Source organism: Enterobacter sp. JS8-1, from assembly GCF_049187015.1.
Classification (GTDB): Bacteria; Pseudomonadota; Gammaproteobacteria; order Enterobacterales; family Enterobacteriaceae; genus Enterobacter; species Enterobacter mori.
The window spans coordinates 344,460-357,594 of sequence record NZ_CP185805.1 but is presented as its reverse complement, the minus strand read 5'-3'; the positions used below and the strand labels follow the sequence as shown (position 1 = coordinate 357,594).

The 13,135-nt window shown below is 57.4% G+C and carries 14 protein-coding genes; 12 read left to right on the top strand and 2 right to left on the bottom strand.

Going from position 1 to position 13,135, the window contains the following annotated elements:
* Positions 1-84: 84 nt before the first annotated feature.
* Complete coding sequence (gene kdgT / locus ACOQH0_RS01725; protein WP_042719120.1) at positions 85-1,077, top strand: 2-keto-3-deoxygluconate transporter; 993 nt, start codon at positions 85-87, stop codon at positions 1,075-1,077.
* Positions 1,078-1,134: 57 nt separating this feature from the next.
* Here kdgT and ACOQH0_RS01720 read toward each other — a convergent pair whose 3' ends face one another.
* Entirely contained in the window at positions 1,135-2,010 is an 876-nt protein-coding gene (locus tag ACOQH0_RS01720; protein WP_421511396.1) for a diguanylate cyclase regulator RdcB family protein, read from the bottom strand.
* On the bottom strand, positions 2,007-4,361 hold the full coding sequence (gene crfC / locus ACOQH0_RS01715) for a clamp-binding protein CrfC (protein WP_421511395.1): 2,355 nt from the start codon (positions 4,359-4,361) through the stop codon (positions 2,007-2,009). Before crfC ends, ACOQH0_RS01720 begins: the two co-directional genes overlap by 4 nt.
* Positions 4,362-4,956: 595 nt before the next feature.
* On the opposite strand from crfC, the gene ACOQH0_RS01710 reads away from it, so the two are divergent.
* The 11 genes from ACOQH0_RS01710 to phnK all read left to right on the top strand — a co-directional run bounded on the left by ACOQH0_RS01710 (position 4,957) and on the right by phnK (position 13,135).
* The gene (locus ACOQH0_RS01710) at positions 4,957-5,292 is read left to right on the top strand and encodes a zinc ribbon domain-containing protein YjdM (protein ID WP_042719123.1); all 336 of its coding nucleotides are present in this window, start codon (positions 4,957-4,959) and stop codon (positions 5,290-5,292) included.
* A gap of 80 nt (positions 5,293-5,372) precedes the next feature.
* A complete protein-coding gene (gene yjdN / locus ACOQH0_RS01705) occupies positions 5,373-5,804 on the top strand; it encodes a VOC family metalloprotein YjdN (protein ID WP_089598651.1) in 432 nt (143 codons plus the stop codon).
* 173 nt (positions 5,805-5,977) lie between these two features.
* A complete protein-coding gene (phnC, locus tag ACOQH0_RS01700; protein WP_089598650.1) occupies positions 5,978-6,766 on the top strand; it encodes a phosphonate ABC transporter ATP-binding protein in 789 nt (262 codons plus the stop codon).
* A gap of 23 nt (positions 6,767-6,789) precedes the next feature.
* Entirely contained in the window at positions 6,790-7,806 is a 1,017-nt protein-coding gene (gene phnD, locus ACOQH0_RS01695; protein ID WP_421511394.1) for a phosphonate ABC transporter substrate-binding protein, read from the top strand.
* A gap of 115 nt (positions 7,807-7,921) precedes the next feature.
* A complete protein-coding gene (gene phnE / locus ACOQH0_RS01690) occupies positions 7,922-8,701 on the top strand; it encodes a phosphonate ABC transporter, permease protein PhnE (protein WP_421511393.1) in 780 nt (259 codons plus the stop codon).
* A gap of 20 nt (positions 8,702-8,721) precedes the next feature.
* A complete protein-coding gene (gene phnF, locus ACOQH0_RS01685; RefSeq protein WP_421511392.1) occupies positions 8,722-9,447 on the top strand; it encodes a phosphonate metabolism transcriptional regulator PhnF in 726 nt (241 codons plus the stop codon).
* Positions 9,448-9,900, top strand: coding sequence for a phosphonate C-P lyase system protein PhnG (gene phnG, locus ACOQH0_RS01680; RefSeq protein WP_421511391.1), 453 nt, complete (start codon positions 9,448-9,450; stop codon positions 9,898-9,900).
* Positions 9,897-10,481 carry a phosphonate C-P lyase system protein PhnH gene (phnH, locus tag ACOQH0_RS01675; RefSeq protein WP_421511390.1) on the top strand — a complete coding sequence of 195 codons (585 nt, stop codon included), beginning with the start codon at positions 9,897-9,899 and terminating at the stop codon, positions 10,479-10,481. Before phnG ends, phnH begins: the two co-directional genes overlap by 4 nt.
* Positions 10,481-11,545 (top strand): carbon-phosphorus lyase complex subunit PhnI, encoded by a 1,065-nt coding sequence (locus ACOQH0_RS01670; protein WP_421511389.1) that lies wholly within the window; start codon positions 10,481-10,483, stop codon positions 11,543-11,545. The genes phnH and ACOQH0_RS01670 overlap by 1 nt, the downstream gene beginning before the upstream one ends.
* Positions 11,538-12,383 carry an alpha-D-ribose 1-methylphosphonate 5-phosphate C-P-lyase PhnJ gene (gene phnJ, locus ACOQH0_RS01665; protein WP_029740231.1) on the top strand — a complete coding sequence of 282 codons (846 nt, stop codon included), beginning with the start codon at positions 11,538-11,540 and terminating at the stop codon, positions 12,381-12,383. Before ACOQH0_RS01670 ends, phnJ begins: the two co-directional genes overlap by 8 nt.
* Positions 12,380-13,135: a phosphonate C-P lyase system protein PhnK gene (gene phnK / locus ACOQH0_RS01660; RefSeq protein WP_182401817.1), complete on the top strand. Its 756-nt coding sequence runs from the start codon at positions 12,380-12,382 to the stop codon at positions 13,133-13,135. The genes phnJ and phnK overlap by 4 nt, the downstream gene beginning before the upstream one ends.

Here is a 13,135-nt window from a genome sequence, read left to right as displayed (position 1 = left end):
AAAGGCACTTAATCCATTGAATTTGTTTATTTATTTTTTTGAAGCTTTCCGCCAGATACGCGGGGCGAGATGCGAGGGTTAAACATGAAGATTAAAGCCACAATAGAACGTATCCCCGGCGGAATGATGTTGGTTCCGCTGGTACTTGGTGCGATCTTAAATACACTGGCACCGAATACCGGTGCTTATTTTGGTGGATTCACAAAAGGCATGATTAGCGGAACGGTACCGATTCTGGCGGTATGGTTCTTTTGTATCGGCGCATCCATAAATTTACGTGCCACGGGTACGGTATTACGCAAATCAGGCACACTGGTTATCACAAAAATTGCCGTCGCCTGGGTTGTTGCAATGATCTGTGCGATGTTCATTCCGGAGAACGGCATTCAGACCGGATTCTTTGCCGGATTATCCGTGCTGGCCATCGTGTCAGCGATGGATATGACCAACGGTGGCCTGTATGCCAGCCTGATGAATCAGTACGGCACCAAGGAAGAATCCGGTGCGTTCGTACTGATGTCGCTGGAGTCCGGCCCGCTGATGACCATGTTGATCCTGGGCTCTGCCGGTCTTGCCTCCTTTGAACCTCACCACTTTGTCGGTGCGATCCTGCCATTCCTGATCGGTTTTGCGCTGGGTAATCTGGATCACGATTTACGCGACTTCTTCAGCAAAGCTACGCCGGTGCTGATCCCGTTCTTTGGCTTCGCACTGGGTAACACTATCAACCTGAACGTGATCCTGGATACCGGCCTGCTGGGTATTGTGCTGGGTGTTGCCGTCATCATCATCACCGGTATTCCGCTGATTATTGCTGACCGCGTGATTGGGGGCGGAAATGGAACCGCGGGTGTCGCCGCGTCTTCGGCCGCCGGGGCTGCCGTCGCAAACCCGGTGATTATTGCCCAAATTAACCCAGCCTTCGAACCGGTCGCCGCGTCAGCCACAGCACTGGTTGCCGCCAGCGTGATCGTCACCGCGATTCTGGTCCCCATCATCACGGCGCTGTATGCGAAACGCTACGGAAATGTGCAAGAGACCCAGCCTGAACCAAAACCAGTAGAAATGAATCATTAACACACCACACCAAGCCCTCTCCCCTGCGGGGAGAGGGTTAGGGTGAGGGGGAAGGGATCAGCCAAAAATCTCTTCCACCATCCCATCCACCAGCCGTTTTGCCGAACAGAGCCTTGGCATGCCCAGCGCGACTGTCTGCCAGCTCTGCGTCACCGACCAGCACACCGGATGTTTATCCGCCAGGCACCAGTCCCCCAACCAGCCCAGCATATCCTTGTAATCCATCAGACCGGGGGAGGCGGATGTTGTCAGCCATTGAGGGTAAAAGTGTCGGGTGGTGGGAGAGGCATTAATACCCTGAGCAAGATAATTCGCCGCCATGCTGCGCAGGTTATCCTTGAGCATGGCCGCCACATCGTCATTTGCCAGCCGGCACGCATCACCAAACGGCCCCCAGCGCAACTCTTCCAGAACAACGTAACAGCGGCCAGCCAAAGACCAACTGTCGTATTGGCCGGCACGCCAGCGGGTAAAAATCTGCTCGCTATGCTCACCCGCCTGAACCGTGAGCCCACGCTGCGTCAGCGCTTTCTCTTTATAAGCCGCACGCTGGCTAAAGTGAGTGGTGAGTTCTTCATACTGCCGTATCAGACCCGGAGGCTGAACGGTGCGCGGGTTCGTCTGCTGCCGAAGCGCCAGCAATTTATCGGACATTCGGGTCAGTGCCAGATGGCCAGGATCGAGCATTCCGGCCAGCTTCTCCGCCAGCCCCAGCCGCAATGCCGTATTTTCGGTGAACATTCCCGACATCGCCCACGGCCGTAGCCGGGTGTGCGTCATGATTTCCTGCGTCAAACGTTCACGAAACTGCAGCTGCTGCGGCCCCAGATGGGGATGACGCGCAGCGTCCACGCCCTGAACCAGATCGACCATAAATTTGGGATGAATACACTCCAGCGTCCGCCCGGGACCGTCCAGTAGCTGTGTTGTCATGGTTGCTCTGCCGCGAATAGGGTTTGAATATCATCGCGTAACAGTCGGGTATCTTCCTGAATCCACGTTGCAGTTGTAAGACTTTGCTTCAGCATCTGGCTGAGCGCTCGTGTCGAATGCTCATTTTGCTGACGCACTGCGAGGCTATCACGCAAGCTTTCCTGTAACCCGGTCAGGCATAATGAAAATTCCGCAAAGAATGTCGCCATACCTGCCGTAACAGAAACATCGACCTGCGCGGCCAAAGCTTTACCTATTTGTTCACAAAACTGGTCGATATGTTGCTTAAATTTGTCATGAAGCTGCGCGATATCGATGACGTATCGTGTACGCGTCGCGACAGCGTCCTCCCAGCCCCAGCCCGGATTGTTCAACCAGCGCGAGACGGTTTCACGCATGCTGCCCGTCCCCGAGGTTCGCCCTGCCGGACGGCTATCCATCGCAATGGCATCGTTAAACAGCGCACGCGTGTTGAAGTTCAGCTGATTAGGCTGAAACGCAGGGAAACTGATCCGCGCCCGAAAACCCGCATGGCTCAGCTGTGCTTTAATCCGCGTCTCTATGGGGCGCATGGCCTCATTCAGCGAACGTGCCAGCGTGGATTCCAGCTGATCGAAGCGCAACGCCAGCTCTCGACAGATCTTATCCTGCGCATCCAGCATAATCAGTTCACAAGAGGAGCTGATCTTACTCAGTACAACCTGCGCCTGTCCTTCGTCGTCCAGCACCAGATGATGTGCCTCTTCCACTGCGTCGTTTCGCACATTCAGCGGATCGATACCAGCGACCCCCATGATATTGCCGTGACTAAAGACCTGCCCAATGGCCTGTTTCAGCGCGTGCTTTTGCCGCGCCATGAACTCATCTGTTGCGCTAAGCGCCTCTTCAACTTCGTGTTGCACTTCATCGCTGACCACGCTCTGACGCGTTTTTATTAGCGCCATGTCGTCCTCAAGCCGGACAATATTCAACTCCAGCTCGTCGAAGGCCACGGTCAGCCCCTGATAGCGAAAATCGAGATACTCCCGGGCATTCTGCGCATAGTTGAGCAGCTTGTGGGACGCCGAACGCAGGGCAAACAGCGAGGCGTTGGCATACGCAGCGTAAATCAGCTTACGGATGGGTTGTTCAAACAACGAGTCTTCCCACAGCAGGTCCGCGGCGTGACGGATATGGTCGATATCGTCCAGATCGGCTGTTCGCCAGCGACGTCCCAGCGCCGCCTCGGCAAAATCCTGCACCCAGCGCTGCGCCTGATGGTCAGGGAGCCGTCCGTTAGCGGCCATCTCATAGCGGGCACGATTGGCCAGGTAGGCCCACATCGAGGAAACCGGGTAAATCTGCCCAGGCGAAATATTCCCCTTCATTAATGTGCCGGAAATCAACGCCCGGACCTGTTCCTCGTCATCGCTGTTACGGTCTTTCTGATCGAACTTATTGACCAGCGCATACAGGGGGACCGATTTACCCGCCACCGAGATCGCCTGACGGACCTCTTCATCGGAAATCGATTTGAGCTGGGTGTAGTCCATCACCGCCAGAACAGCCGAGGCGCGAGCCAACTGCTCGCTGAGCATTTTTTGCAGATGCGGCTGTCCGGCTTCATTTGGCCCCGGTGTGTCGAGTAACGTCAGTTGACCCAAATGGGCATCCAGCCCTGCGAGATGGACAAACTCCACCTCAATGACCGGAATATGTTCAATTGCCGTGTATTCGGAAAACGGAAAATCCACGCCCAGCGCCAGAGAGAGGCGTACCAGGTCGTTAAGGCTTTTCAGACAATGGAATATCGGCTCTGCGCCAAGATGATGCTTTTCAAATGGCTCACCTTTTTCGATACACTCCAGCAGGGTATTCATGTCTTTATCTATTTCCAGACGCTGGGCCAGCTTACCGCGATCGTCATCGCAGAGCTTTTTCTGCAATTGCAGAATCAACGCATCAATAGGAGAGACATGCGAGAAATGAAGTACAGGCTCCTTTTGACCCGGCGTATGACGGATCAGCGTCGGGAGCGCGGTCATTGGCCGATTGCGGTTCGGCAATACCTCGGTACCCACAATCGCATTAATGGTGGTTGATTTACCCGCCTTCATGGTCCCGACAATGGCCAATACCATTTCGAGACGGGTTATTTTGCGCAATTCATTATTTAGCATCGCCTGCTGAGCATCGACGCCACGGGCGCTGAAATGTAAAGGCAATACATTATTATTACCGCCTCTCAATGCGGCCGTCGCGCTATCCAGCATTGTACCTGGCATTGATTTCAACGTCTCAAGATTCTGTAGCGCGAGCTGTAACAGACGCTCAGCTTCCTGGCTTAATTCAAAAATGGTCTGTGTGTGCATGATAAAAGCCTTTCCTTAACGCAAATTTATTACTTTTATTAAGCCACTTTGTTTTGATTATGCTGTTTCGGCTTATATGATCACGTATGGAAAACATGTTCGCTAAATATAACCAATTGATGGCAATAAGAAATAAACAACCATCCTTGCAAGGCGTGTAAAACGGCCCCCTTGGCGGAAAGCCAAAAGATAAAAAGCGTAGCTCATTTTCAGGAAACATCAGGATATATCATTGCTATTTACCCACCTAAAAAGAGAGGTAATTCCCCGCCACCATGGGATGAATGGCGTTGGTGAACGTGGATAAATAACAACTTGTTGCTTAACCTTATCCGAAATGGAAGAGCGTAGCAATTTGATGCAATAAAATATTCGATATATTTAGCATCATTTCTTTCCATCGTCTTAATGCGTCAAGCATCGCTTAACTGACTGACAGCAAGTGTCACTCGCCACACAATTTTTGCATTTTTTTTATTATGCAATAGCACCGACAAAAGTGTGGATTTACGTTATACTTGCCGCCTTTTTCGGCACTCTGCCGTCATTTAGCTGGCACTTTCCAGCGTGTTAACACTTTTTTGAGGATACCGACATGCAACTCCCACACTGCCCGAAATGCAATTCTGAATACACTTATGAAGATAATGGCATGTTCATCTGCCCGGAATGCGCACATGAATGGAATGACGCAGAGCCGTCGCAGGACAGCGATACCCTCATCGTAAAAGATGCGAACGGCAACCTTCTGGCCGACGGCGACAGCGTCACCGTGGTGAAAGATCTGAAGGTGAAAGGTAGCTCTTCCATGCTGAAGATCGGCACCAAAGTGAAGAATATCCGTCTGGTTGAAGGCGATCACAACATCGATTGCAAAATTGACGGTTTCGGTCCAATGAAACTGAAATCTGAGTTCGTTAAAAAGAACTGATTTATCCGCCCGGTGGCGCTTCGCTTACCGGGCCTACAATAACTAAACTTAATGGGCTTCTCTTACCTGAGGTAATGATTATGCCATTAAGTCCCTACATCTCTTTCGCCGGTAACTGTGCTGAGGCCACCGCCTTCTATCAGCAGGCCGTCGGCGCAGAACTTCTCTATAAAATCACCTTCGGCGAAATGCCAAAAGACGAAAACAGCGAAGAAGGCTGTCCGTCCGGCATGCAGTTTCCGGATTCCGCCATCGCTCACTCCAACGTTCGCATTGCGGGCAGCGATATTATGATGAGCGACGGGTTGCCGCCCGGCAGCAGCGCGCAATACGCCGGGTTCACGCTGGTGCTCGACACCCAGGACGTGGCAGAAGGTAAGCGCTGGTTCGACAGTCTTGCCGCGGGCGGAAATGTCGAAATGGCCTGGCAGGAAACCTTCTGGGCGCACGGCTTCGGTAAGGTCACCGATAAATACGGTGTGCCGTGGATGATTAACGTCGTTAAATCGTAGGTCGGATAAGCGCAGCGCATCCGGCAACAGCGCCCGGTGGCGCTGCGCTTACCGGGCCTACAGTGATTGTCATCAAACTCCCCTCAACTCTTCAAATTCCCGCAACCCAGACTTAACCCAAATGTCATATTGATGCGCCAGCATGAGGCCACATTTATTGTGAGGCCCAGCCCATGCAAACCGTCATCCGCGTCGAGAAACTGAGCAAGACCTTCCACCACAACAAGGCGCTGCATGCCGTTGATCTGACCGTCCAGCAGGGCGACATGGTGGCGCTTCTCGGGCCTTCTGGCTCAGGCAAATCCACCCTTCTGCGCCATTTAAGCGGCCTCATTACCTGCGATAAAACCCCGGAAAGTCACGTCGAACTGCTGGGTAACACCGTGCAGCGTGCAGGCCGTCTGGCGAGCGATATTCGCAAAAGCCGCGCCCAGACGGGCTACATCTTCCAGCAGTTCAATCTGGTGAACCGCCTGACGGTGCTGGAGAACGTGCTGATTGGCGCACTCGGCAGCACCCCGTTCTGGCGTACCTGCCTGCGCTGGTTCTCCCCTTCTCAGAAACAAGAAGCGCTGCAGGCGCTAACGCGCGTCGGTATGGCGCATTTTGCCCATCAGCGCGTCTCCACCCTGTCCGGTGGACAACAACAGCGCGTCGCCATCGCCCGCGCACTGATGCAGAAAGCAAAAATCATTCTTGCCGATGAACCCATCGCCTCGCTGGACCCGGAATCGGCGCGCATCGTGATGGAAACTCTGCGCGACATTAACCAGCACGACGGCATCACCGTGGTGGTGACGCTGCATCAGGTGGATTACGCATTGCGCTACTGCGAGCGCATCGTCGCCCTGCGTCAGGGGCACGTGTTCTTTGATGGCGCTAGCCATCAGTTTGATAACGAACGTTTTGACCATCTCTACCGCAGCATTAATCGCGTCGAAGAGAACGCGCAGGCTGCTTAACGTCCCCATAACGAGGAATGGAAATGAGCTATAAAACGGTTGCCGCGCTGGCCTTCACCAGCATGTTCAGCATCAGCACCCTGTTAAGCCCTGCCTACGCCGAGGAGCAGGAAAAAGCGCTGAACTTTGGCATCATTTCGACGGAATCACAGCAGAACCTGAAACCCCAGTGGGAACCGTTTCTGAAAGATATGGAAAACAAACTGGGGATCAAAGTGAACGCCTTCTTCGCCCCGGACTACGCGGGCATCATCCAGGGGATGCGCTTTAATAAAGTGGACATCGCCTGGTACGGCAACCTCTCCGCCATGGAGGCAGTAGACCGCGCGAACGGACAGGTCTTCGCCCAGACCGTCGCAGCAGACGGTTCTCCGGGCTACTGGAGTGTGCTGATCGTGAACAAAGACAGCCCGATCAACAACCTCAACGACATGCTTGCCAAACGCAAAGAGCTGACCTTCGGCAATGGCGATCCGAACTCCACTTCCGGCTTCCTCGTCCCTGGCTACTACGTCTTCGCCAAAAACAACGCCTCCGCCAGCGACTTCAAGCGCACCGTCAACGCCAGCCACGAAACCAACGCCCTGGCCGTTGCCAACAAGCAGGTGGACGTTGCCACTAACAACACCGAAAACCTCGACAAGCTGAAGACCTCCGCGCCGGACAAGCTGAAAGAGCTGAAGGTTATCTGGAAATCGCCGCTGATCCCGGGCGACCCGATCGTGTGGCGTAAAAACCTCACCGAAAGCACCAAGGAGAAGGTGTACGACTTCTTTATGAGCTACGGCAAAACGCCGGAAGAGAAAGCGGTTCTTGAACATCTGGGCTGGGCACCGTTCCGCGCGTCAAGCGACCTGCAGCTGGTTCCGATTCGCCAGCTGGCGCTGTTCAAGCAGATGCAGAGCGTGAAGGACAACAAAGGCCTTAAGGAAGACGAGAAGACCAGCAAAGTCTCTGAAATTCAAGCCCAGCTGGACGATCTCGACCGCCTGACCGCCGCGCTCGGTGCAATGACCAGCGTGAATAAAGCGGTGCAGTAACACAAGTCCCCTCTCCCTTGAGGGAGAGGGTTAGGGTAAGGGGGAAATGCGCACGCTGATGCCCTCACCCCGGCCCTCTCCCACAGGGAGAGGGAGAACAGATTAAGGAGCCAACATGCAAACCATCACCCTCCCACCGCCAAAGCGCAGCTGGTTCTCGCTCATCAGCTGGGCCATCCTGCTGGCGGTGCTGGTTATCTCCTGGAAGGGCGCGGAAATGGATCCGCTGCTGCTCTTCAAAGATTCCGGCAACATGGCCACCTTCGCCGCCGACTTCTTCCCGCCGGACTTCAGCCAGTGGCAGGACTACCTCAGCGAAATGGCGATCACCCTGCAAATCGCCGTCTGGGGCACCGCTCTTGCCGTCGTTCTCTCCATTCCGTTTGGCCTGATGAGCGCCGAAAACATCGTGCCGTGGTGGATATACCAGCCGATGCGTCGCCTGATGGATGCCTGCCGCGCCATTAACGAAATGGTGTTCGCCATGCTGTTCGTGGTCGCCGTCGGCCTGGGTCCGTTCGCGGGCGTGATGGCGCTGTTCATCCACACCACAGGCGTGCTCTCCAAGCTGCTCTCCGAAGCGGTCGAAGCCATCGAGCCCGGCCCGGTAGAAGGTATTCGCGCAACGGGCGCCAACAAAATCGAAGAGATCCTTTACGGCGTCCTGCCTCAGGTGATGCCGCTGCTGATCTCCTACTCCCTGTACCGATTTGAGTCCAATGTCCGCTCCGCCACCGTCGTCGGCATGGTCGGCGCAGGCGGGATTGGCGTCACCCTGTGGGAAGCGATTCGCGGTTTCCAGTTCCAGCAAACCTGCGCCCTGATGGTGCTCATCATCGTCACCGTCAGCCTGCTGGATTTCCTCTCTCAACGTTTGCGTAAGCACTTCATCTGAGAAGCGAGGCTTTGTTTTCTATGCACTTATCCAGACATCCGACCAGTTACCCCACCCGCTGGCAAGAGATTGCGGCAAAGCTCGAAGTGGAGTTGCGCACGCACTACCGCTGTGGAGACTACCTGCCCGCCGAGCAGCAGCTTGCCGACCGCTATGAGGTGAACCGACACACCCTGCGCCGCGCCATTGACCAGCTGGTCGAGCGCGGCTGGGTCCAGCGCCGCCAGGGCGTGGGCGTCCTGGTGCTTATGCGCCCCTTCGACTACCCGCTAAACGCCCAGGCGCGCTTTAGCCAGAACCTGCTGGATCAGGGCAGCCACCCTACCAGCGAAAAGCTGCTCTCGGTATTGCGCCCGGCCTCCAGCCACGTGGCGGACGCGCTGGGCATTCAGGAGGGCGAAAACGTCATCCACCTGCGCACGTTGCGCCGGGTGAACGGCGTGGCGGTGTGCCAGATAGACCACTACTTCGCGGACCTCGCTCTCTGGCCCGTGCTCCAGCGTTTCTCCAGCGGCTCGCTGCATGATTTTCTTCAGGATGCGACAGGCATTGCGCTCAAGCGCACCCAGACACGCATCAGCGCCCGTCGCGCGCAGGCGAAAGAGAGCAAGGTTCTCGAAATTCCCAACATGGCTCCATTGCTCTGCGTACGCACCCTCAACCACCGTGACGGCGAGATCAACGCGACGGAATACTCCGTCAGCCTGACCCGCGCCGACATGATCGAATTCACCATGGAGCACTGAATGCACTTCGATATCTCCACCCGACAGCGCTGGATGCGCGTGCTGGCCCACAGCCAGCCTGCTGCGCTCTCTGCCCGCATGAGCACCCTTAGCCTGGCACCTGATTACGACACCCTCCGCGCACCGGAGATTGGCCTGGTACAAATCCAGGCGCGCATGGGCGGCACCGGCGAGCGCTTCTTCGCCGGAGACGCCACCCTCACCCGCGCAGCAATCCGTCTGAACAGCGGCACGCTGGGCTACAGCTACGTGCTGGGGCGCGACAAAGCCCACGCCGAGCGCTGCGCGGTGATCGACGCGCTTTTACAGGAACAGCCGCATTTCCAGACATTAATGGAAACCCTTATTGCCCCGCTGGAAGCCGACCGCGCCGCGCGCATTGCCGCACGTCAGGCCGAAGTGAACACCAGCCGGGTCGACTTCTTTACGCTCGTTCGCGGAGACAACGCATGACGCTTCAACCTGCTTTTACCCTGGCCGTCCAGGATGCCCAACACAGTTTTCGTCGCCTGCTGAAGGCGATGAGCGAGCCGGGCGTGATCGTCTCGCTGCACCAGCTTTCACAGGGCTGGCTGCCGCTGAACCTGGCGACCACCAGCGTGCTGCTGACCCTGGCCGACAACGACACGCCTGTTTGGCTTTCAGGTGCATTATCCAACGATATCGCCAGCCAGAACCTGCGTTTTCACACCAGCGCCCCGCTGGTCGATCAGCCCCAGCAGGCAATCTTTGCCGTGGTCGATGAGCAAATCAGCCATGAGCAGCTTAACGCCCTGAGTGAAGGCAGCGCTGTCGCCCCGGAGACCAGCGCCACGCTGATCCTGCAGGTTTCCAGCCTGAGCGGCGGCCGCATGCTGCGCCTGACGGGCGCAGGCATTGCCGAAGAACGCATGGTCGCGCCGCAGCTGCCGGAGTGCATCATTCACGAGCTGACCGAACGCCCGCACCCGTTCCCGCTGGGCATTGACCTGATCCTGACCTGCGGCGAGCGCCTGCTGGCGATCCCGCGGACCACCCACGTGGAGGTGTGCTGATGTACGTTGCCGTCAAAGGGGGCGAAAAAGCGATCGCCGCCGCCCATGCGCTGCAGGCGCACAGACGACGGGGCGATGAACGGCTTCCCGAGCTGAGCGTCGCCCAGATTGAGCAGCAGTTAAACCTCGCGGTCGACCGCGTGATGACCGAGGGCGGCATCGCCGACCGCGAGCTGGCGGCGCTGGCCCTGAAGCAGGCCAGCGGTGATAACGTCGAAGCCATCTTCCTGCTGCGTGCCTACCGCACCACGCTTGCCAAACTGGCGGTGAGCGAGCCGGTCAACACGGCACAGATGCGCCTGGAGCGCCGCATTTCTGCCGTTTATAAAGACATTCCCGGCGGCCAGTTGCTTGGCCCCACCTACGACTACACCCATCGCCTGCTGGATTTTACCCTGCTGGCGAACGGCGAAGCACCGCAGTTCAGCACCTCTGACGCCGAACAAGAACCGTCTCCGCACGTCTTCAGCCTGCTGGCGAAACAGGGCCTGGCGAAGGCGGAAGAAGATTCTGGCGCTCAGCCGGATGACATCACCCGCACGCCGCCGGTTTACCCGTGCTCGCGCTCGTCCCGCCTGCAGCAGCTGATGCGCGGCGACGAAGGTTATCTGCTGGCGCTGGCCTACTCCACCCAGCGCGGCTACGGGCGCAACCACCCGTTTGCGGCCGAGATCCGCAGCGGCTACATCGACGTCGAAATCGTGCCGGAAGAGCTAGGTTTTGCGGTAAACGTCGGCGAACTGCTGATGACCGAGTGTGAAATGGTGAACGGTTTTGTCGCGCCCGAAAATGAAGACCCTCACTTTACCCGCGGCTACGGGCTGGTGTTCGGCCTCGGCGAGCGCAAAGCCATGGCAATGGCGCTGGTCGACCGCGCACTCCAGGCACCGGACTACGGCGAGCACATTGCAGGCCCGGCGCAGGACGAAGAGTTCGTGCTGGCCCACGCGGATAACGTTGAGGCCGCCGGTTTTGTCTCGCACCTCAAGCTGCCGCACTACGTCGATTTCCAGGCTGAACTGGAACTGCTGAAACGCCTGCAACGGGAGCGCGCCAATGGCTAACTTAAGCGGCTACAACTTTGCCTATCTGGACGAGCAAACCAAACGCATGATCCGCCGCGCGATACTTAAAGCGGTGGCCATTCCGGGCTATCAGGTGCCGTTCGGCGGCCGCGAAATGCCGATGCCCTACGGCTGGGGCACGGGCGGTATTCAGATCACCGCCAGCGTGATCGGCGAGTCTGACGTGCTGAAGGTCATCGACCAGGGCGCCGACGACACCACCAACGCCGTGTCGATCCGCAGCTTCTTCCAGCGCGTAACCGGCGTAAACACCACTGAAAAAACCGAAGACGCGACGCTGATCCAGACCCGTCACCGCATCCCCGAAACCCCGCTGACAGAAGATCAGATTTTGATTTTCCAGGTGCCGATCCCGGAGCCGCTGCGCTTTATCGAGCCGCGCGAAACGGAAACCCGCACCATGCACGCGCTGGAAGAGTACGGGGTGATGCAGGTGAAGCTGTATGAGGATATCGCCCGCTTCGGCCATATCGCCACCACCTACGCCTACCCGGTGAAGGTGAATGGGCGCTACGTGATGGACCCGTCGCCGATCCCGAAATTCGATAACCCGAAGATGGACATGATGCCCGCCCTGCAGCTGTTCGGTGCCGGGCGCGAGAAACGCATCTACGCCGTCCCGCCTTACACCCGCGTGGAAAGTCTCGATTTCGACGATCACCCGTTTACGGTGCAGGAGTGGGACGAACCTTGCGCCATCTGCGGATCCAAACACAGCTATCTGGACGAAGTGGTGCTGGACGACACGGGCAAACGGATGTTTGTCTGCTCCGACACCGATTACTGCCGCCAACAGAGCGAGGCGAACGGCCAATGAAACCGCTGCTTTCGGTTAATCACCTGACTCACCTTTATGCGCCGGGCAAAGGCTTTAGCGACGTGTCGTTCGAGCTGTGGCCGGGCGAAGTGCTGGGGATCGTCGGCGAGTCCGGCTCCGGCAAAACGACGCTGCTGAAGTCCATCTCCGCGCGCCTCGCGCCGCAACACGGTGAGATCCTGTATCAGGGACGCTCCCTCTACGGCATAAGCGAGGCCGAGCGCCGCCGCCTGCTGCGCACCGAGTGGGGCGTGGTCCATCAGCACCCGATGGATGGCCTGCGCCGTCAGGTCTCTGCGGGAGGCAACATCGGCGAACGCCTGATGGCCACCGGCGCGCGCCATTACGGCGACATCCGCGCCACCGCCCAGCACTGGCTGGAGGAGGTGGAAATCCCCGCTTCGCGCATCGACGACCTGCCGACAACCTTCTCCGGTGGGATGCAGCAGCGTCTGCAGATCGCCCGCAACCTGGTCACCCACCCGAAGCTGGTGTTTATGGATGAACCCACCGGCGGGCTGGACGTCTCCGTGCAGGCCCGCCTGCTCGACCTGCTGCGCGGTCTGGTGGTGGAACTGAACCTGGCGGTGGTGATTGTCACCCATGATTTAGGCGTTGCGCGCCTGCTGGCGGACCGCCTGCTGGTGATGAAGCAGGGTCAGGTGGTGGAAAGTGGGCTAACCGACCGGGTGCTCGACGATCCGCACCATCCGTACACCCAGTTGCTGGTGTCGTCCGTGTTGCAGAACTGA

Excerpts from the sequence above, each read along its gene's own strand:
- kdgT (WP_042719120.1), top strand. The coding sequence starts at position 85 with ATGAAGATTAAAGCCACAATAGAACGTATCCCCGGCGGAATGATGTTG.
- ACOQH0_RS01720 (WP_421511396.1), bottom strand. The coding sequence starts at position 2,010 with ATGACAACACAGCTACTGGACGGTCCCGGGCGGACGCTGGAGTGTATT.
- crfC (WP_421511395.1), bottom strand. The coding sequence starts at position 4,361 with ATGCACACACAGACCATTTTTGAATTAAGCCAGGAAGCTGAGCGTCTG.
- ACOQH0_RS01710 (WP_042719123.1), top strand. The coding sequence starts at position 4,957 with ATGCAACTCCCACACTGCCCGAAATGCAATTCTGAATACACTTATGAA.
- yjdN (WP_089598651.1), top strand. The coding sequence starts at position 5,373 with ATGCCATTAAGTCCCTACATCTCTTTCGCCGGTAACTGTGCTGAGGCC.
- phnC (WP_089598650.1), top strand. The coding sequence starts at position 5,978 with ATGCAAACCGTCATCCGCGTCGAGAAACTGAGCAAGACCTTCCACCAC.
- phnD (WP_421511394.1), top strand. The coding sequence starts at position 6,790 with ATGAGCTATAAAACGGTTGCCGCGCTGGCCTTCACCAGCATGTTCAGC.
- phnE (WP_421511393.1), top strand. The coding sequence starts at position 7,922 with ATGCAAACCATCACCCTCCCACCGCCAAAGCGCAGCTGGTTCTCGCTC.
- phnF (WP_421511392.1), top strand. The coding sequence starts at position 8,722 with ATGCACTTATCCAGACATCCGACCAGTTACCCCACCCGCTGGCAAGAG.
- phnG (WP_421511391.1), top strand. The coding sequence starts at position 9,448 with ATGCACTTCGATATCTCCACCCGACAGCGCTGGATGCGCGTGCTGGCC.
- phnH (WP_421511390.1), top strand. The coding sequence starts at position 9,897 with ATGACGCTTCAACCTGCTTTTACCCTGGCCGTCCAGGATGCCCAACAC.
- ACOQH0_RS01670 (WP_421511389.1), top strand. The coding sequence starts at position 10,481 with ATGTACGTTGCCGTCAAAGGGGGCGAAAAAGCGATCGCCGCCGCCCAT.
- phnJ (WP_029740231.1), top strand. The coding sequence starts at position 11,538 with ATGGCTAACTTAAGCGGCTACAACTTTGCCTATCTGGACGAGCAAACC.
- phnK (WP_182401817.1), top strand. The coding sequence starts at position 12,380 with ATGAAACCGCTGCTTTCGGTTAATCACCTGACTCACCTTTATGCGCCG.